Below are 19,824 nucleotides of genomic sequence, written 5' to 3'. Positions count from 1 at the left end.
GTTGGTTAGATGTGTCGAGCGATGGCCATCGTCAAAAAGATGAGGGCGAGATAGATCATCGAGTATTTGAACAGCCAAAGCGCTTGTGGGCGTGACGGGTTGCTATGGATGCGGCAGACGTAGTAGATAAGCCCAGCGTTAATGATCACGCAGCTAAGAAGGTAGAACGTTCCCATCGCGTAGATTTTGAGAGGGAGTAGAGTGGTAAGAACTGTTGGCACCGTATAAAGGGCGATCTGGTTGACGGTAGTTTTGTCTCCGCGAATCACCGGCAGCATCGGGACGCCAGCCCGCGCATAGTCGTCTTTGATGAGCAAAGCAAGCGCCCAGAAGTGCACCGGAGTCCAGAAGAAGATAATAGCAAAGAGCAACCATGCCATGGGCGCCAGGTGATGGGTAACGGCTGCCCAACCGACCAGCGGGGGGAAGCAGCCGGCGGCTCCTCCAATAACGATATTTTGGGTTGTTCGTCGTTTTAGAAGCAGCGTGTAGATGACAACGTAGAAGAGCAGACCGGAAAAGGCCATGAGCGCGGAGAGCAGCCCGGTAACCGCCCAGAGTAGACCAAAGGAACCCACCGTAAGGGCAGTGCCGAAGAGGAACGCATTGCGGGGCGTGACCTCCTGGGTAACGGTGGGGCGTTCCGCGGTACGAACCATGGTGGCATCAATATCGCGGTCTATCAGCATATTGAAGGTATTGGCAGCTCCTGCGGCCATATAGCCGCCGATGGCTACGGCCAAAAAAGCCGTCCACGTAACCGGATGGTGCGCGTCTGAAGCGATGAACATCGCCGTAAGCGCCGTAAAGAGCAATAGGCTAATAATACGTGGTTTGGTAAGTGCTAGGTAGCTGCGCCAACTTACCGTGCGAGAAGCGTGTACGGTTGTAGCTTCCGGTAGATAGACAGATTCATGCATTTCTTGTAGCGACATAGTGTTTTGGTAGGGCGGCGGCAGCCAGCAGCACCACGTTGACCCAAAGGAGGTCGGCGATGAGAAGATGAAGACCGCGCGCCCAAATAGGTGCCAACAGGCTAAGGTTTATAATACCGGCCGTCAGTTCGATCAGGAAAAGGAGATACACACGCTGCGCATAGCGTTTTGTGTGAAGGGTAGGTCTCAACTGCCATATGCGTGAGGCCACGTAGCAGGCAAAAACCATCACGATAATGGCCAGGAACGGATGAAATGTCCGCAAATGAATGAGATAGGGTGTTCCACTGCGAAAATCGTCACCAATGGCCTGGGCTAAGTTATGCGCTGGATAGAGCGTGTCGGCAAGCCCTGCGATGGCACCGCTAATCGCTACGATAGGCACAGCGATGAGAAGACCCAACAGTAGTTTGGCTACGATGCCCTGATCGCGCCACTGGACTCTTGCTCCGCCAGCTCCCCACCAGGCGGTGAGAGCGATAGAGGCCAGCAGAAGCAGCGTGTTGGACTGATGAGCCGACATGGCGATAACGCGCGCCACCGAGGTGTTCTTATCTACCAAGCCAAAGAGAACGAGGATCGCGCCGAGAAGTGCCTCGAAAAAGGTGAAAAGCAGCGCAAGCAGCGCCCCAAAACGCGCGGGGTGACGCTTTGGAAATGCTAGGAAAGCCCAGCCAACCAGGATCAGCAGGAAAAGCGTATCTACGCCGGTTGAGAGGCGATGAAGGTACTCGATGACGGTGGCGAGACGTTTAAAAGTGGGGATAAGGTGATCACCGCAGAGAGGCCAACGGTCTCCACAGCCATCTCCCGACCCTGAAGCCAGCACCACCTGTCCCCAGACGATCACCAAGATATTGTAGCCAAGCACGATCCACGCATAGGTGGGAAAGTGGCTTCTGGTGGCGGCGAGCCGGCTTAGTAGCGCTCTCCAAAACCGTTGAGCTTGAAACTTCATTCAGTCCTTCTTTCGTGCACTCTCAGCTCTTTTTGAGACCCTCTAATCTATTCTACCTTCAAACAAGAGCTTTTATCGTCCTTATTCGGCCAGATTGCGAAAAATTTCACAAATTGGCGTTCGAACCTGAAGGCAAAGCGTAGCAGGAGATAAAGAGCGGTTAAGGAGGTGGTCGTATGAGAGCGTTTGCGAATCAAGGGAACAGGGCTAGGAGACCGCGCGTGGTCATCGTAGGTGGCGGGTTTGGAGGCCTTTATGCAGCCAAAGGCCTGAAAGGAGCGCCTGTTGCCATAACCCTTTTAGATAGAAACAACCATCATCTGTTTCAACCGCTTCTCTATCAAGTAGCGACCGCCGGTCTTTCTCCAGAACAGATAGCCGCCCCCATACGCTCTATTTTGAGCCGCCAACAGAATGCGGAGGTCGTGATGGCCGAGGTGGTCGGTGTGGATACGCAGCGTCAGCGTGTGCTGACTGATAGAGGCGAGATCCCTTACGATATTTTGGTACTGGCAACAGGCTCACGGCATAGCTATTTTGGCCATGAGGAGTGGGAACGGTTTGCACCCGGGTTAAAAGAGATCACCGATGCTATGGACGTGCGACAGCGCATTCTGACAGCGTTCGAGATGGCCGAAGTAGAAGAGAGTGCGGAAGCGCGTGAAAGGTGGTTAACTTTTGTACTAGTAGGCGGGGGACCAACCGGCGTGGAGATGGCCGGGCAGATCGCCGAGATGGCTCGTTTTACGCTCGTGCGCGATTTTCGTCATATCGACTCGCGTTCTGCGCGTATTGTGCTCGTTGAAGCCGGGCCACGTATCCTCCCCAGCTTTCATCCTGAGTTAAGTGCGGCTGCTACGCGCTTTCTAGCGCATAACGGTGTCGAGGTAAGAACCGGCGTGAAGGTTACGCACATTGACCAGGAAGGCGTGGTGTTGGAGACGTCTTTGCCGGCAACGCACGGGCAGGGCGAAGAGCGCATCTATTCCCATACAGTTATCTGGTCAGCCGGTAATAGGGCCTCGCCGGCCGCCCGTTGGGTTGGTGCTCCAACCGATCGAATGGGGCGCGCTAAAGTTGCCCCTGATCTCAGTGTTCCAGGTCATCCCGAAATCTTCATCATTGGCGATGCCGCCTATTTCGAGCAAGATGGCAAGCCGCTTCCGGCTGTGGCGCCAACCGCCATTCAAATGGGTACCTATGTGGCCAAAGTCATTCGCGCCCGTGTGGAGGGAAGGCCCCAACCACCCACTTTTCGCTATTTTGATAAAGGTGACCTTGCCACAGTAGGCCGTCATTTCGCTGTGTTTTGTCGAGAGAGGGGAGGAGGTTTCCCTAGAGTACGTCTGAAAGGGTTCATCGCATGGGCACTCTGGTTGAGCGTGCACATCTACTTTCTCATTGGCTTCGCCAATCGGTTGTTGGTGATGCTCAACTGGGCGAGGGCCTACTTTACCTATGGACGCGGTGCACGACTTATTATACGCGGGGTTGTCTGTGGGCAGCATAGGCCCTCTGAGGAGGAGAGTGCCCCTGTATGCAGGTGAGGGGGCGCTCTTGTCCTCAACACACTATTTCGCCTACGATGTCGTCGCCTCTTTGATATTGACAGGAGAATAGACACTACGAACGGGTATAATTTAGCGAAAAGAACACAGTTTCTGTGTTCTTATAGTCCATTTGCACACGGTGCAAAAAATTACCCCGAAGAAAAGCAAGTACGATAATGCCTATCTATCGCCACCTACTCGGTCCAATGGACAACAACACCTATCTCATCGTGGATGAGGTTACCGGGGAGGCAGCGCTTGTAGACCCCTCCTTCGATAGTGAGCAGCTTCTCCCCGAAATAGAGCAGCTCGGCTACAGCCTTCGCTACATCCTCAACACCCACGCTCACCTCGACCATGTGGTCGGCAACGCCTTTTTCGCCGCTTGGACGGGAGCCCCCATCGCCCTGCATAAAGATGATCTAGGCCTGCTCCACGCGGTTCCCGAGCAGGCTAAAGCTTTTCAAGTGGAGGTAGAACCATCGCCTGAACCGGAGATTCTCCTGGAAGACGGTCAAGAGCTACCGCTAGGTGAGCTCTCCATAAAAGTGTTGCATACGCCGGGGCACGCGCCAGGACATGTTACCTTTTTAGTGGAGGACGCCGCTCTTGTTGGGGACTGTCTGTTCCAAGGGAGTATCGGTAGAGTAGACCTGCCAGGCGGATCGGCTGAACAGCTAATGGCCTCTCTTCACAATCGTCTCTTAACATTGCCGGACGAGACCCGGGTCCTTCCTGGGCACGGGGAGCCGACCACCATTGGTGCAGAGAAGCGCCACAACCCGTTTTTAAGATCATCGGGCCATGTGGAACACGAACGATAGGGCCTTAAAAGAGTGGGCACTCGCCTGCAAGATGCTGCAGGAGGGGCGACAGCTCTTGCTGATCCGCAAAGGAGGCTTGCGCGAGGAGGAAGGGCGCTTTGTGCCGCGTTACCCCGAGTTCTTTTTGTTTCCGACTTTTGAACACCAGCGGGCTGAACTGTTGCAAGACCGTTATAAGAGCGAGTTGGAGCCGCTGACATCTTCGTCGAACCCTGGGCAGGTGGTTATCTCCGCCTATGCAGTGGTAACCGATGTTTTTCAAGCTCGCTCCGAAGAGCAGGTGATGGCCGCCGCTGAAGAGCACATCTGGAATGCGGAGTATGTGCGCCAGCGTTTCGACTTCAACCCCTACGATCCGCTGACCCTCCTTGTGCTGCGTGTCTATGTGCTTCCTCAACCGATTGTCCTGCCTTTTCTGAAGGCTTACGAAGGCTGCCGCTCCTGGATCACGCTCGACAGAGCGCTCTCCACGGAGGGAGCTATACCGGTGTTGCCGACAGCGGAGTTTGAGAGGCGTCGTGAATCGCTGAGGACGATATTGGCGCGGTCATTCTAAAATGGCGCAGATGTTCGATTTTGCCGTTGTAGGGGGCGGTTTGGTTGGCCTAGCCACCTGTCTTGCCCTACAAGATCGATTCGGGCCGATTAACCTCTTGGTTCTTGAGAAAGAGGGGAGTTGGGGGGCGCACCAGTCTGGGCACAACAGTGGGGTTATCCACTCCGGCATCTACTATCGGCCGGGAAGTGCGAAAGCGCGCCTCTGTAAGCAAGGGCGGGAAGCTCTTATCGCCTTTTGCGATCGTCACGCAATTCCCTATCGCATCTGTGGAAAACTGATCGTGGCCTGCGATGAAACGGAACTTTCCCGCTTAAAGGGTTTACAGCAGAGGGCTGTGGAAAACGGCATTCCAACGCAGTTTTTGAGTGGGGAGCAAGCAAAGCAGTGGGAGCCTCATGTGCACTGTGTGGGGGCGCTACGTGTGGAGACGACGGGGGTAGTGGACTTTAAGCAGGTATGCCGTGCCTATGCCCGGGAGGTAGAAGCGCGCGGAGCCGAGATGCATCTGAACACGCTTCTGATGGGTGTGCGAACTGAGGCGAACTTTACCACACTGGAATCGAGCCAAGGTGACTTTCGTTGTCGGTTCCTTATCAACTGTGCCGGTCTTTTCAGCGATCGCGTGGCGCAATTGGCTGGTCTACGCCCGCCGGTGCGTATTCTTCCATTTCGTGGAGAGTACTATACCTTACAACCTCCCAGTGCTGACTGCGTAAAAGGGCTCATCTATCCTGTGCCCGACCCTGCTTTCCCGTTTCTAGGGGTCCATCTCACCCGAACAGTGGAAGATCACGTCCATGCCGGCCCAAATGCGGTGTTAAGTTTGAAGCGTGAGGGATATACCAGAAAGGATTTTAGTCTCAAGGACTGCTGGGAGTGCCTCAGTTACAGGGGGTTTTGGCGTCTTGTTTTGCCCTATATGCGAGAGGGACTTCGAGAGATACGTCGTTCCAGAAGTCGCGCTCTTTTCGCGAAAAGCGTTCAGCGTATGGTGCCGGATATATGCGCTAGCGATCTGATTCCTAACGGCGCAGGCGTTCGGGCGCAGGCGGTGACTCCGGAAGGGAAGCTCGTAGATGATTTTCTTATTTTAGAGGCCCCAAACGCACTCCATGTCTGCAACGCGCCGTCGCCGGCTGCCACGGCCTCTTTAGCGATTGGGCAGGAGATAGCGAAGCGAGTACCTGCTTGTTGGAGAGGGCAATGAGCCAATTGCCGCTACTTCAGGTACGAGGGTTAAGGAAGCACTTTCCTATACAGCAGCGCATCGGGGGGCGTTGGCGACGCGCATGGATCCGCGCTGTGGATGGAGTAGACCTCTCCATCGCAAAGGGCGAGACGCTGGGGCTTGTGGGAGAGAGCGGCTGTGGAAAGTCCACGGTAGGGCGCGCGCTTTTGCGGTTGATCGAGCCAGATGAGGGTGAGATGTGGTTTCTGGAGCACGATGTGCGTTCTCTGAAAGGGGAAGCCTTACGCCAGTTACGTCGCGAGATAGGCTTGGTCTTTCAAGACCCCTTTGCCGCTTTTAATCCTCGTCTTTTAGTGGGTGATATTGTGGCGGAGCCGTTGATGGCGCATGGTTTGGTTGGTACAAAAGCAGATCGGTTTGCGCGAGTATGCCAGCTTCTCGAAAGCGTTGGACTGCCTGCTTCCGCTGCTGAACGTTATCCGCATGAGTTTTCGGGGGGGCAGCGCCAGCGTATCGGCATTGCGCGTGCGATTGCCACGAAGCCTCAACTGCTCGTTTTAGATGAGCCTACATCGGCGCTCGATCTCTCTATTCGTGCGCAGGTGCTCAATCTGTTGCTTGGCCTTCAAGAGAGCTTAGGCATGGCTTACTTGCTGATCTCGCACGATCTGACGATGGTGGGGCATTTCGCGCATCGTGTGGCGGTCATGTACTTGGGCGTGATCGTGGAGGAGGGGCCGACAGAGGCGATTTTTCAAAACCCCCTGCATCCCTATACCCAAATGCTTCTTGCAGCGGCACCGCGCCCAGATCCATCGCGTCGGGGTGTGCGAAAACTGTTGGAGGGCGAGCCACCCAGCCCTATAGAGGTGCCCAGCGGATGCCGTTTTCGCACGCGTTGCCCCTTTGCCAGAGAGCGCTGCGCCCAGGAGGTGCCTATGCTTTTGGAAAGGACTCCGGGGCACAAAGCGGCCTGTCATTACGCAGGGGAGCTTAATGCGCTACAATGAGATAGAGCTTTGTTAGAGCTCTCTGCATCGCGGGAGCTCTCTCGCAGTTTTACGACACATCGCGAAGGGTGTGGGGATGCGGCTTAGGGTAAGACCCCGGAGCGGTGAATTTGGATAACTAAAGAAAAAACTGCAACCCCGCACGAGCGGAGTGCTTTGCGCCAATAACCAAAGAAAGGAGGATGCGGCTTTCCCCTTCTGCCCTTGTGGCAGAAGGTCTCTGGCCGCAACTTTGTTATGAACGGCACACTATTCCAATGGCTCGAAGCCCAACTAGAGAGTCTAAAAGAGCAGAACCTCTACAAGCCGTTGGTGGTGATGGAAACGCCGTCAGAGGCACGCATCACCGTGAATGGGAAGAAGGGAGTGATCAATCTCTCCAGCAACAACTATCTTGGGTTGGCCAATCATCCAAAAGTCAAAGAGGCGGCTATTCGCGCCATCGAACGCTGGGGAGCCGGGGCAGGGGCGGTTAGACCCATCATTGGAACGATGAGTCTGCATATGGAGTTAGAGAGACGATTGGCGGCGTTCAAACATGTGGAGGCCGCTCTGGTCTTTCAAAGTGGGTTCACAGCCAATGCTGGGGTCATTCCAACCATCACCGATGCGGAAGATGTGATTCTGACCGATGAGTTGAACCACGCCAGTATCATTGACGGGGTGCGCCTCTCAAAAGCACAACGCAAAATCTACAAGCACCTCGATATGAACGCTTTGGAAGAGGCCTTAAAAGAATCGCAGGGTGCGAAGAAAAGGCTTATTATTACCGATGGCGTATTCAGCATGGATGGGGATGTGGCGCCTCTAAAAGAGATCGTGGAGCTAGCCGAGCGCTATGATGCCGCCGTTATGGTGGACGACGCACATGGATCGGGCGTAATGGGCGGCGGACGTGGCACGGCCTATCATTACGGAGTGCATGAGCGCATTGACATTCAGTTAGGCACTCTCTCGAAAGCGGTTGGAGTGATGGGTGGCTACATTGCCGGCAGCGCTCGCCTCATAGACTGGCTAACACAGCGGGCACGCCCCTTTCTTTTCAGCACAGCGCAGCCACCGGCCGTCGTTGCAGCCGTACTAGCCGCCATCGAGTTGATGGAGACCGATAGTTCGCTAACGGAGCGTCTTTGGGAGAATACGCGCTACTGGAAAGAGGGGTTGCGCAAACTGGGCTTCGATACCGGTGTATCGGTAACGCCCATAACGCCGGTAATGGTTGGCGACGAAGGTCGAGCCCAGCAGCTGCAGCGCGGGCTTTTCGAAGAGGGGGTGATGGCTTTAGCCATTGTCTACCCGACGGTGGCAAAAGGGAAAGCACGCGTTCGTACCATGCCCTCCGCCATGCATTCCAAAGCCGATCTCGACGATGCCCTGATGGCTTTCGAGAAGGTGGGGAAGCGGCTTGGAATAATCTAAAAAGAAACCCGTATTTTTAACTATCTAAAGTGTCGTGTGTTTTAACCGAAAATAGTGGTCGCCTATTTTCACGCAAGAGGGGGCCGCTAGAGGTCGGCCAAAGAAAAATTTGGCACGGAAATTGCAGAATACATAAGTGCAAACACTTTGTGTAGGGTTGAAGTCATAGGAGGCGAAGCCGGCTTCCTCCTTCTCCTGTGGCTAGCCCTCAGAGATGTGGAAATTAAAAGTCTAAGAAGGAATAACCTTTGGATAGCAGGGAGGCATTAACCGAATGAATGCGCCTCAGATGATAGTAGATGCTACGCCCACACCTGATGCCCGCGATGCTTTAGGAGTCGTGTGGCGACGGGGATGGGCGTTTATTGTTGTGCTTGCGCTTTGCTTAGGCGTTACAGCCCTTGTCAACAAATATATGCCGAAGAAATGGACGGCTCAAGCGACGCTTTTGGTGCAGCCCCAGCCGCCCAGTCTTGTTGGAGCCGACCAAAGTACACGCAACGCTGTGGAGACCGAGACTCCAGCCACGGAAATGCAACTGCTGCAGTCCGAACAGATTGCAGCACGCTCCCTCGATTGGGCTCAGAGGCATGCCAATGGGCTTACCGTGCCGTCTATGTCTACCAAAGAGTTCCTTGACCGACTTGACATAGAAAACCCCCAAAATACCCAGCTGATCAACATCTCCTTTGAGTATGGAAACCCGCAAATTGCCACGTTAATGGCCAATGCGGTAGCCAATGCTTTTCTACAGTATAAGCGTGAGTTAGTGGAGGAATACGCTACGGGTGCCATTAACAGCCTCTCCCAGCGGGTTGCGATGGCCAAAGCAAAGTATGATGCGGCTCTTGCGGCCGAAACACAGTTCAAAGAGCAACACAACCTAACTGATATTGGGGCTCAACAAACAGCTCTACTGAGCAACTATCACAATCTACAAGATCAGATAAGTCAGCTTCAAGCCAAGATTGCGGGAGAACAGCAAACCTATAACCTCTACAAAAAGCAGCTGGCCGCAGAGAATAGTGCTATTCTTACGGCAAAAACGGTCATTGACCCTGAAACGGTTTCTCAAGATATTCAGCAGTACAACGCCGCCCAGCAACAACTGGAACAGGATAAGCTAAAATATACCCCCCTCTATCCGGGCGTTATTCCCAACGATGAAGCCCGTGTGAAGATGTTGAAGCAGAAACTCGATCAGGACCTTGCGGCCATCACCAACAGCAAAGTGCCCTCACTGAATAACCATACGCAACTACAGCAGAACTATTACCAGGCCATGACTGCTCTGCTTGCTGACCAAAAACAACTTGGTCAGATGATGGAGCAAAGTGCGGGCATTGCCGCAAAGCTAAGGGATTTGCCGGCGCTCTACGAGCAGTATCAAAAGTTAGAGCAGCGGTATCAATCGGCTGAAAACGTGTATCAACAGCTAAGAAATGACCTCGATGCGGCAGACGCCAACCGAGCGGCCGCCCAGCCTAACATACAGATCGCTCAACTTGCTACAGTGCCTACTGACCCCTCTAGCCCACGGATTCGATTTAACTTCGGTATTGGAGCGCTTATCGGGGTGATTTTGGGTATCACCGTTATGCTCTTGTTGGAGCAGAACGACAGTCGGATGCGCTCGCTTAAGCTGGCTCGTCAAATGTTGCCCGGCCCTGTCATCGGCACTCTCCCACGTATATCCGGTTCGCATATACGTGCTCTTGAGGCAGGAGAGCCGGCAGGGCCTATTGCCGAGGCCTATAGCCTGGCAAGGGCGAACCTCGCGCTTGCCTTGCGCGATCTCCGTCACGAAGACCTCGAAGGCAGCCAAGTGGTTATGGTGACGAGTGCACTACCTGGAGAAGGAAAGTCCATTACCGTAGCCTCTCTGGCGCGTTCTGCCGCGCGTGCAGGCAAAAGAGTGATACTTATCAACGCCGATCTACGACGCCCCGCTATGAACCAGATATTTAGAACCAATGAGAAGATCGGCCTGGCCGAGGTATTGATCGGCGCCGTCAGCGTAGAGGATGCTCTTGTAAGCTCTGATACGCCCTATCTCACCATTTTGCATAGCGGTACGCCCGACCGAAATCCCTCTGATCTTCTGGCATTGCCCACCATGTCAGAGTTGATCGCGTATCTTCGCAAAGAGGCCGATCTCATTCTCATAGATACGCCTCCCTGCTCGGTAGTGGCCGATGCGCTAGTTCTGGCACCGCTCTGCGACTGCATTCTGCAGGTGGTCAGCCTCGATATGGCCGATCAGGTCACCACTTTAGAGACCGCAGAGGCTCTTCGAGCAGCCGAGCCGAAAAAGCTGCTTTTCTTCATCAACCGCTCGGATACGCGCGCGAATCGAAATTACCATAGCTACTATTACTACAATAAAAACGGTGCGAGCGCGCGCAACGGGCATACACCGGACAAGGACAAACCGTCTGTGCCCTCTCTTGCGCCAGAGACAAACGTGTCGGGGGAGATGGCGCTGCCTCAGGAAGAGGAGGGTTAAAACCAATGGGGCTTGTTTCCCAAAAGGTTGTTCAGTTGCAAAGGATGGCCTTTGACCAAAGGAGTGTAGCGATGCAAATTGGTAAGTGGACTCTTCTGCTAGGTTTCGCGCTGCTAGCGCTTAAAGCCGGCGCTCAGACGACACCCACAACGCTGCCGGCTAACGGATCGGATACACCCATTGCACCAACCAAAGTGGTGCCCAAATATGCTCTGGGACCTGGCGATGTGATCTCCATTCGCGTGGTTAATTTCCCAGATCTTTCGATGGATAGCGTGCAGATTCCACCCGATGGCAAGATCACTCCTCCCTTGTTGGCCGGGGAACCGATTAACGTCCTTGGAAAAACCGTCGAGCAAGTTGCCGCAATGCTTACTGAGGCTTGGTCGAAATATGTGATCAATCCTAGCGTGAGCGTGTTCTTGGTTCAAAAACGGCCTCAGGATGCTGTTATTGTGTATGGTTATACACCGAAAACAGGTGCCGTGGAGATGCGCCCTGGCCTGCGTATTTTAGACGTGATCTCGGCGATGGGCGGAGGAGGGGAGACCGGAGACCTGAGCCATGTAACTGTGACGCATGAGGACGGTACCTCGCAAACCCTCGACCTAAGCAATCCAGAAACAAAGGGTGATTCGCCGGAAAATATCCTTTTACACGAAGGCGATATCGTCTATGTGCCCAAGCTGTATCAGTTTATCACAGTGCTTGGTGAGGTCAAACAGGGCGGGCAGTTCCCCTATGAAAAAAAGATGACGGTTGCCGACGCCATTGCACGTGCAGGTGGCTATATTGAGGGAGAAGCCGATCTCAGCGCCGCTACTATTACGCGCAATGGCAAGACGATACCCATCGATCTGCAACGATTCTACCTCGATGGGGATACCTCGCAAAACTTGACGCTCCAACCCGGCGATAGCATTCTTATCCCTCGTCAGACGAACATTGTCTACATTTATGGCGCAGTGGCTGGACAAGGGCCTTACGATTTTCGCCCAGGCGATCGGCTATGGGATGCTATCAACCGTCGCGGAGGGCCCACTCAAGAGGCAAACATCGGGGCTGTGGAGGTGATACACACCGAACTGCAGAGTAAGCTTCAGGCAGAACTTACCCAGAAATATCCCAAACAGGCCAAAGACTCCAAATGGATGTTTGACCAACTTAAGAAGCAAGGTGCCATACAAGTTGTGGATTTGAATCGCTATTTTCGCGGGGATCAGAGCGTCAACGTTCCTCTGAGCGCAGGAGATTTCATTTACGTTCCGTCTCGGAAGCATGGATTTGGGATTGGTGAGCTGTTCCAGATTCTTTCGAGCGCTAACCTCCTACGTCTCTTAGCGGGCTTCTAAAAAAGCCTGATGCTGGTTGCCAGGCACCCTACACTACAGCGGTGTCCTGGCAACAGCTCGATAGAAGGGAGTCGTCCATGCGGGTCGCTATCGTGCATGACTATTTGGCTCAGATGGGGGGAGCAGAGAAGGTTGTCGAGGTGCTTCATGAAATGTTCCCAGAAGCGCCGGTCTATACCTCTGTCTATGTGCCTGAAGCCATGCCCGCTAGCTTCAAAAGCTGGGACATCCGCACGAGCTTTCTTCAACACTTACCCGCTCTTAAAAAAACGCACCGCTTTGCGTTACCCCTCTATCCATTGGCGTTCGAATCGTTCGACCTTCGGGACTACGATCTGGTCATCAGCTCCTCATCGGCCTTCGCCAAAGGCGTGATAACACAACCGCACACCGTGCACATCTGCTATACCCATACCCCCATGCGTTTTGGCTGGATGACCCACTCCTATCTTGAAAGAGAGGAGATAGGGAGACTGGGACGCATTCTGCTGGAACCGCTGCTCTATCGCTTGCGCCTGTGGGACGTGGTGGCCGCTCTGCGAATAGATAGATATATCGCCAACTCCACGGTAGTGGCACAGCGCATCGCCCATTTCTATCGCCGAGAGTGCGATATCGTCTATCCTCCGGTGGATACGAGCCGTTTCAAGCCCTCCGCGCACAAAGAGGATTACTATCTTGTGGCAGCACGTTTTGCACCCTATAAGCGGCTAGACTTGGCGATAGAGGCCTGCAATCGCCTGAAGAGGCCTCTTAAGGTGGTGGGAAGTGGGCGCCAGGAGGCCTATCTTAGGCGAATCGCAGGACCTACCGTTGAGTTCCTTGGGCGCGTAAGCGATGCCGAGCTCGTTCAGCTTATGGCGCATGCGCGCGGCTATATTATGCCGGGGCAAGAGGATTTTGGCATCTCACCGGTGGAAGCAAATGCTTGCGGCTGCCCCGTTATTGCCTATGCAGCCGGTGGGGCACTTGATACACAGGTGGATGGAGTTACCGGTGTACTCTTCTCCGAACAGAGTGTAGAAAGCTTGTGTGAAGCTCTCTGCCGTGCCGAAAACCTAGCGTTCGATATCCATGTTATGCGCCAGCATGCGCAACAGTTTGATACGTCAGTATTTAAAGAGCGTATACGACAGATCATCGGAGAGGAGATGGCGAAACATCATAAGGTCGTGTCTGGAGAGAGAAGACAGAATGTCTGAAGCATCAGAACAGGAGACCGTGATAGCCCCGTCGTGGCAAAAAGATCTGCTGAATACTGTAGCCGAAATAGGGCGCTGGCCCCTGCACATTTGGCTTGTTATCTTAACAGCCATAGCGCTCTATATACCGGTGTTTCTAGACGTGATCCCGTTTCAAATTCAAAGTGGTATCTACTCCTACGGCGTGCTTATTCCTCCCATTTCGATCGGACTACTCTACCTTCAAAAAGATCAGCTGCGTAAGGCTCGACCGGCTCCAGACCCCGTTGGCTTTTTCTGGATCGCTCTCGGTGTTTTAATGGAGTGGACAGGGTGGTTCTTGCGGGTGCGATTTCTCATGATGGCCTCGCTTACACCGGTGGTGGCCGGCTGCCTTCTCGCTCTGCATGGGCGGGAACTCTGGCGGGCGGCACGTTTTCCCGTGTTAGTGTTGCTATTAGCGGCTCCCGTGCCCATGCCTATCATCAATCCGCCAGACGTCTGGATTCAGCATCTAAGCGCCGTCGGCTCTGCTGGCATCATGCAGACTTTGGGTTTTCCCCTCATCCGGCAAGGAAACACCATTCAGATCCCTGGAATGACGTTGGATGTGGCCGAAGCCTGCAGCGGATTTAAGAAGCTGTTGGCCTTTTTCTGCTTTGCGGTGCTTTATGGCTGGTTTTTTGCGCTTCCCAAAAAACGTTGGCTTCTCCTTACACTTTTGGCGCTGCCTGTGGCGTTAACGGCCAATGTAATACGCATCGCCGGTCTTATCTTTATCGGAACAGAGTTCGGTGAGCACGCGTTTCACATTGCGCACGAGTACGCCGATTTCTTTGTGATCGCGCTCTCTTGTGTGCTCTTTCTCACGGTGGGCAAATATATGGGGTGTGATCGCAGCCGATTTGCGCTAGAGAAAGCACATGAACGGCCTGCCGAGGTGGAGGCCGCATTGCATGGAGGGTAGAAGGGGAAACCTATGCGCCAAAAACTCTATAGCTTTTTGATCTGCGTTCTGCTGTTGCTCGCTCTAGCGGCCAATTGGGGGTTTGGACGGCTAAAATTCGCCGCACCGCATCCGGTGCCTATCGAGAACTTCCCTCGCCATATTGGCGATTGGACTTGCGTAGAGGATGATCCGGTGGACCCGGCCGTTCAGAAAGCGCTGCCCACGGCCACCATCATCCAAAGAGAGTATCGCAACTCCGCAGGGCATGTCGTTACCCTTGAGCTGATTACGGGAAAGAGCTATGACGATTTTCATGATCCCAACGTCTGCTTCCCTGCTCAAGGATGGACCCTTTTCGACCATAAGATACTCAATTGGAATGGGCAAGAGGTTAACTTTATGAAAGCCACACTAGACGGCTACACCGAAGATTTTGCCTACTACCTAGCCGGTGGCTATCTCGCGAACATCCCGATGGGCGGCATCGCCCAAAAGAAGTTTTATGCCTGGCGCAAGTTATTGACAGGGGAGGGGGGTGGCTCGTTGGTAGTGCGCATGAGCAATGCCGAAGGGCCGGGCAGCATGGACGTGCTAAAAAGTTTCGCGCTAACCATTCAGCCCGTCGTTAACTCTATGGTGAAAGAGAGAAAATGAGTCTAGAGAGTTTTCCAGAGACGGCTCCGCGGCCGCTAACCACAATTCAACCACCCAAGGGATGGCAACTCATAGATTGGAAGGAGCTATGGCGCTATCGTGACCTCCTGCTCGCTTTGGCCGGCAAAGATATTCGATTACGCTACCGCCAAACAATTTTAGGCGTGGCCTGGGTCATTATGATCCCCCTCATCTCGGCGGGCATCTTTACCTTTGTCTTCGGGCGCGTGGCCAAACTGCCAAGCGATCATGTGCCCTATATTTTGTTTGCCTTTGTGGGCACCATGGCGTGGAACCTTTTCAACAGCATTATCACCAACTCCATCACAACGCTTTTGGGTAACGCCAACATGATCTCCAAGATCTACTTTCCACGTCTGATCTTGCCTTTATCTACGGCGCTGGGCGGTCTTTTAGATTTTAGTATTGGTCTATGCCTGCTCATCGTGCTGCTTGTTTCTTACCATGTCAGCGTTCATTGGACTCTGCTACTGTTTCCTTTCTGGCTTTTACTTCTGCTGGCTATGGCACTCGGCATCGGATGTATCAGCTCTGCCGGTGCGGTGACCTATCGGGATGTGCGCCAAGTGATGCCGGTGCTACTCAATATTCTGCTCTACGCGAGCCCAGTGGCCTACGGGGCAAACGCTGTGCATGGCAAGCTGCATGCTGTCTATATGCTGAACCCGTTGGCGGTGATTTTACAAGGTTTTCGGTGGGCGGTTTTTGGTGTTTCTCCACCGTCTTTAGGCAGCATAATTTACGCGATGGTCTGCTCTTTGGCGATCTTTTTGGTAGGTGCCATGGTGTTTAGAAATGCAGAACGAGGTTTTGCCGATGTTATCTAGAGCTATCCGAAGAAGACCGGATAGCCCTGTACGGCACTACCAACCCAGGCACCCATAAGGCCCCACAAAATGCCGGCAACGGCAAAATGTCCTAAGGCCAAGCCAAGAAAGAAGGGGATAAGCCGCCGATACAGCCGCATGCCACCATAGCGAAGCACAAGCGATTTGACGAGCCAGACCACAAGAAACGGCCCCCAAATAAGCGAGCCATAGCTGCATGTCATCACATAGCCGATGGGGTGGAACCAAAATCCGGTGAATCGAATGCGGCACCACCATAGTGAGAAGGCGATAAGGGCTCCGATAAGAGTGGCGTAGATACGCGGAATGTCGGGAAGTTTTGGAGTTTGCATATAGCCGGTGGCGGCGCTATACTCCGGTTCCGTTAACCACTGACCCCATATTTCGCCGCGCAACTGCACGACCCCGTGTTGGTAGTAGGGCACAAGATGATTGTACCAACCAAGTACAACGCCCACCACGACCGCCAGGGCTAGAAACGAAAAAAGTTTTGCAGCATGAATTTTCACACGGCGTGCTATCTCTAAACTCTCTATCTGGTAACCGGTCATTTCTGGAAAATAGCCTCTGGCGAGAAACACAAAGAGCGCCCACACGGTTAAAGTTGATGGGCTGTTGCGGGCAAACGGGGCCGAGCCAAAGGTGTACAGAAAAAAAGCCTTTTGTTGTTGATAGGGAAACAGCCAGATAAGTGGGACGCCGGCTTCAGCACGAAGCCGGCCGTAAACCATGGCGACCGCCACAACGAGGGCGAGATAGGCCAGCGCGATCCACCAACCCATTCCCGCCATCCACATGTAGCTCCAGGTGATGAGGAACCCGCCAAAAAATCCTAGCCAAAGTCGGCGATAGCGGGTGTTGTCTGGGCCGGTAATGTTGTGCCAGGCCGATTTCCAAGCCTCTTTTAGGCGTCGTCGGGCTAACCATATCAGCAGCACGGCAAGCACCATGTAGGCACCTATGCCCTCTTCTTGAAAGTACGGCAAAAGGCCAGGAGAAGCTCCATGGGCTACCCCGAAAACAGCTGCGAGCTTTAGCACAAAGTAGGATACCCACACGGTAAGACTTATCTCTGTTGAAACCAGAAAACCCAGCCCAATCAGCTCTGGACGGATATGGAAAATAAGCGGTTTCATCTCACTCCAAGGTGGTGAGGTGAAAAGAGGCGAGAGATCGAACTGTTTGCCCATGGCGGGAAATGCCGGGGCTAGGGCATGGGCAATGTTGATGAGATTATATACGGCAGCAAGCGCAAAGCCAGACCACATCAACGGGTTCCGAAAGAAGGGTGGGCCTTGAACATCCGTTTGCGACATCTCTAATGGTAGCGCGACAAGGGGGAAGGAGAGCCGCTCATCATCGGCCCATGCATGGTAGAGCAGCCCCATGAGGCTTGCTAAACACCACCAGAGCGCTAGAAAGAAACCAAGCCAGCAGAGCAATGGAACGATCCAGAGATGCCATGGCACCACGCCGTTGGGCGCACCCTCGTAGAGATGCTTGATAGCCTGCAGATTGTGAGGGGCAAGCCACCTCGGTAAGTAAGCACGATTGGGGATGATATCTCGGGTTTTAAGATAGAAGGGGAGAGTCATTAACGAGAACAGGAATTGGGTTACCCCAATGCCCATGATGGTTGTGCTGATAGTTACAAAAAGAAAGGTGGTGAGCAACTCGGCTGTTGAAAAGGAACCCGCTTTACGGAGCTTATGCAGCAAGTAGTTGAGGGCGATGAGCAGCGCTAAGGCCGCAAGGCCAGGTATGGCAGGGACGCTCTCGGTGATCTGGGTGGCTAATACCATAATCTCGGAGCGCCTCACCCAAAAGCCTGCCAGAAGCGACAGAAGTAGCGCAAGAACGAATGCGCGTTTTGAAAGGCCTTGATAGTTCTCCAAGGACGGTGTTGCGACTCCTCTCCAATACAGTTCCTGCATTCTATGGTACCTCGAAGACGGTCATTTCTAATATCACGGTTTGTCACGGATGTATCTATATGCAGAGTTTATATGTCGTCTTCACATAAGAATAGAGATATTCTTGTCAAGATCTGGCAAGTTTGCCTTAGCTCTTAGGCGCAGATGTCCCCTAGAACACGGCAAAAAATTTTCTAAAATAGGTTGACATAAGTCTACATATTTTGGTTTAATAAGGGGGCTAGGAAGAAAGCTCCTAAGCCCTTCGGTGAACTAGGGGGCTAGGTAGAAAGAAGGCGACAATGCTACACAAGCAACAAGAGCTATTGACAGTTGGACAACAGGTGGGAAAGGTCTCTCCCACCAACACGTTGCCCATTCTTTCTGAAACCGCGGATGCTGCCGTGATAGAAAGCACGGTCAGCTCAAGAGACTTCACCAACCAGGTGCCAATTGTGAGGACGATGGAGCATACGGCAACAGCGCTTCAGGATACCTCTTCCATCCTGTCTGCTGGCACCTCATCGGAAATGGAGTGGACTGGGGTTTTGGAGTGGGCTCAGGTGCGTGCTGCAAGGCACTATGTGCTTGAGCGCTGCAAAAAACACGTCTACATCGAGTGCAGCGAGGTAGCGCGCCTTACAGGTTGGTCAGGACCAAGAGTGCGGCGTTTCATTTTGGAAGTACAGGACGAGTGGCGGCAGCTTCAAGGCATTCGCCCACGCGGTCGCCCGCGAAAAAGCCTTTAGAGCGTTTCCACAGGCTCGCGCAGGACGCTTCGAGTTTTAGAGCTTCGGCCAGTTTACGCCCTCTACTTTAGGTATTTGGAGGTGGAAGCGTTCGATCATAGCGAGCGAGGCTCGCTTCTCGCGCGCGACCAGTGCGCTCATAGAGGATGATCAGGGAATCGTAGAGGCGGTCGGGTTGATCGCTCTCTTCGCCAACGGCAAGAGTAAGCGCGTTTAGAAACTCCCGCTCGGCCGCCTCGAAATTTCCTTGGGCCAGATAGGTGTTTCCCAGGACTTCACGCGCTTTGGGATCGTAAGGATCATCAAATACAGCAACATGCCAGAGGGGATCACTACGGAAGCGCGCGTCGGCGTAACGGCTAAACTGCACAAGGGCGTCGGCTGCGACCTCATAGATATCAGCCTCTGGGTGATCTGCGCCCAGATCCCATTCCCAAGTGCGTGTGCACAGCGGAATGAGGTGATTTAAGACGGCCCACCACTCTTCCGTGGCTCTGGCGAGGTTACCTCTTTCTCGATAGACATCGGCCATGAGGTAGCAAGGGTCACCGAACCAAGGAGCGGCCTCAGCTGCCCGATGAAAGTAGTCGAGCGCTCGCTCGTCATCATTGCTTGCCCGCCGGCGACATCCTAAATGGCATAGACTAAGGGCAGCTTGCGGATCCGATTCAACAATGGCAAGATGCAGCTCGGTTTCGTTGCGCGGGCAGGGGACATCTTTATAGTGCGTAAGGCCGAGGTGAGCAAGAAGATGATACTGTTCTGGGTCGCAAAATTCCATCTCCGCCCACTGTTCTTCTAGTTCATAGCGTCCAACAAGCGCACAATGACGGAGAAAAGCCCCAAAATCGGAGGCCACTGGGCGTAAAAACATCTCATCTTCATCCCAATAGAGCACCGGCCATTTGTCTACCTCGGTCTTCTGCCGCGGCGCATAGAAGGCATATAGACCGCCTTCGTCTACGGCGCGTCCAAAAGGTAACAGTTGGGGAAGCATGCCATACTCTCTGCCAGTGCCGGCGAGAATGGCGTCGAGTGTAAAAAACTCGCAGTGGCCGAGAAACGGTTGTTCTTGTTGCCGATAAAGGGTACGGAACAGTTCTGGTAAACGAAGCTGCCAAAACCGTTCTAAAGCGCGAAGAGCTGCATCCGTCGCGGCCTGTCGGCGTTCTTCTCTTCGGCTCATACGATGGGTTGTCTCCAAGAA

At 53.7% G+C, this 19,824-nt stretch carries 17 protein-coding genes; 13 read left to right on the top strand and 4 right to left on the bottom strand.

Annotated features, from left to right (window positions below; genetic code table 11):
• Positions 1 to 5 precede the first annotated feature (5 nt).
• Together CCALI_RS16455 and CCALI_RS16450 are read right to left on the bottom strand one after the other, a co-directional pair.
• Entirely contained in the window at positions 6 to 920 is a 915-nt protein-coding gene (locus CCALI_RS16455) for a heme o synthase (RefSeq protein ID WP_016482637.1), read from the bottom strand.
• Positions 913 to 1,893 (bottom strand): COX15/CtaA family protein, encoded by a 981-nt coding sequence (locus tag CCALI_RS16450; protein ID WP_016482636.1) that lies wholly within the window; start codon positions 1,891 to 1,893, stop codon positions 913 to 915. The genes CCALI_RS16455 and CCALI_RS16450 overlap by 8 nt, the downstream gene beginning before the upstream one ends.
• 176 nt (positions 1,894 to 2,069) lie before the next feature.
• Between CCALI_RS16450 and CCALI_RS06290 the strand changes: the two genes are divergently transcribed.
• The 12 genes from CCALI_RS06290 (at position 2,070) to CCALI_RS06235 (ending at position 15,934) form a co-directional block, all read left to right on the top strand.
• Positions 2,070 to 3,440, top strand: coding sequence for an NAD(P)/FAD-dependent oxidoreductase (locus CCALI_RS06290; RefSeq protein WP_016482635.1), 1,371 nt, complete (start codon positions 2,070 to 2,072; stop codon positions 3,438 to 3,440).
• 179 nt (positions 3,441 to 3,619) lie between these two features.
• Positions 3,620 to 4,267, top strand: a complete 648-nt coding sequence (locus tag CCALI_RS06285; RefSeq protein ID WP_016482634.1) for an MBL fold metallo-hydrolase — start codon at positions 3,620 to 3,622, stop codon at positions 4,265 to 4,267.
• The gene (locus CCALI_RS06280) at positions 4,248 to 4,823 is read left to right on the top strand and encodes a DUF1802 family protein (protein ID WP_016482633.1); all 576 of its coding nucleotides are present in this window, start codon (positions 4,248 to 4,250) and stop codon (positions 4,821 to 4,823) included. Before CCALI_RS06285 ends, CCALI_RS06280 begins: the two co-directional genes overlap by 20 nt.
• A 10-nt stretch (positions 4,824 to 4,833) precedes the next feature.
• The gene (gene lhgO / locus CCALI_RS06275) at positions 4,834 to 6,033 is read left to right on the top strand and encodes an L-2-hydroxyglutarate oxidase (RefSeq protein WP_044949967.1); all 1,200 of its coding nucleotides are present in this window, start codon (positions 4,834 to 4,836) and stop codon (positions 6,031 to 6,033) included.
• Entirely contained in the window at positions 6,030 to 7,025 is a 996-nt protein-coding gene (locus CCALI_RS06270) for an ABC transporter ATP-binding protein (protein ID WP_016482631.1), read from the top strand. The genes lhgO and CCALI_RS06270 overlap by 4 nt, the downstream gene beginning before the upstream one ends.
• A gap of 237 nt (positions 7,026 to 7,262) precedes the next feature.
• Complete coding sequence (locus CCALI_RS06265; protein WP_016482630.1) at positions 7,263 to 8,444, top strand: glycine C-acetyltransferase; 1,182 nt, start codon at positions 7,263 to 7,265, stop codon at positions 8,442 to 8,444.
• A 274-nt stretch (positions 8,445 to 8,718) separates the two neighbouring features.
• Complete coding sequence (locus CCALI_RS06260; RefSeq protein WP_016482629.1) at positions 8,719 to 10,950, top strand: GumC family protein; 2,232 nt, start codon at positions 8,719 to 8,721, stop codon at positions 10,948 to 10,950.
• Between the two features lie 71 nt (positions 10,951 to 11,021).
• On the top strand, positions 11,022 to 12,302 hold the full coding sequence (locus CCALI_RS06255; protein ID WP_172636634.1) for a polysaccharide biosynthesis/export family protein: 1,281 nt from the start codon (positions 11,022 to 11,024) through the stop codon (positions 12,300 to 12,302).
• A gap of 77 nt (positions 12,303 to 12,379) precedes the next feature.
• A complete protein-coding gene (locus CCALI_RS06250; protein ID WP_016482627.1) occupies positions 12,380 to 13,504 on the top strand; it encodes a glycosyltransferase in 1,125 nt (374 codons plus the stop codon).
• Positions 13,497 to 14,450, top strand: a complete 954-nt coding sequence (locus CCALI_RS06245; protein ID WP_016482626.1) for an exosortase/archaeosortase family protein — start codon at positions 13,497 to 13,499, stop codon at positions 14,448 to 14,450. Before CCALI_RS06250 ends, CCALI_RS06245 begins: the two co-directional genes overlap by 8 nt.
• A gap of 12 nt (positions 14,451 to 14,462) precedes the next feature.
• A complete protein-coding gene (locus CCALI_RS06240) occupies positions 14,463 to 15,086 on the top strand; it encodes an exosortase C-terminal domain/associated protein EpsI (protein WP_016482625.1) in 624 nt (207 codons plus the stop codon).
• Positions 15,083 to 15,934 (top strand): ABC transporter permease, encoded by an 852-nt coding sequence (locus CCALI_RS06235; protein WP_016482624.1) that lies wholly within the window; start codon positions 15,083 to 15,085, stop codon positions 15,932 to 15,934. Before CCALI_RS06240 ends, CCALI_RS06235 begins: the two co-directional genes overlap by 4 nt.
• A gap of 2 nt (positions 15,935 to 15,936) precedes the next feature.
• Here the strand turns inward: CCALI_RS06235 and CCALI_RS06230 are convergent, their stop codons facing one another.
• Positions 15,937 to 17,850 carry a DUF6785 family protein gene (locus CCALI_RS06230; protein ID WP_044948942.1) on the bottom strand — a complete coding sequence of 638 codons (1,914 nt, stop codon included), beginning with the start codon at positions 17,848 to 17,850 and terminating at the stop codon, positions 15,937 to 15,939.
• A gap of 320 nt (positions 17,851 to 18,170) precedes the next feature.
• On the opposite strand from CCALI_RS06230, the gene CCALI_RS06225 reads away from it, so the two are divergent.
• On the top strand, positions 18,171 to 18,617 hold the full coding sequence (locus tag CCALI_RS06225; protein ID WP_016482622.1) for a hypothetical protein: 447 nt from the start codon (positions 18,171 to 18,173) through the stop codon (positions 18,615 to 18,617).
• A 67-nt stretch (positions 18,618 to 18,684) separates the two neighbouring features.
• On the opposite strand, the gene CCALI_RS06220 is transcribed toward CCALI_RS06225, so the two are convergent.
• Complete coding sequence (locus tag CCALI_RS06220) at positions 18,685 to 19,803, bottom strand: SMI1/KNR4 family protein (RefSeq protein ID WP_016482621.1); 1,119 nt, start codon at positions 19,801 to 19,803, stop codon at positions 18,685 to 18,687.
• Between the last annotated feature and the right edge of the window lie 21 nt (positions 19,804 to 19,824).

It is taken from the genome of Chthonomonas calidirosea T49 (genome assembly GCF_000427095.1).
GTDB classification, from domain to species: Bacteria; Armatimonadota; Chthonomonadetes; order Chthonomonadales; family Chthonomonadaceae; genus Chthonomonas; species Chthonomonas calidirosea.
This window is presented reverse-complemented; position numbering and strand designations above follow the sequence as displayed.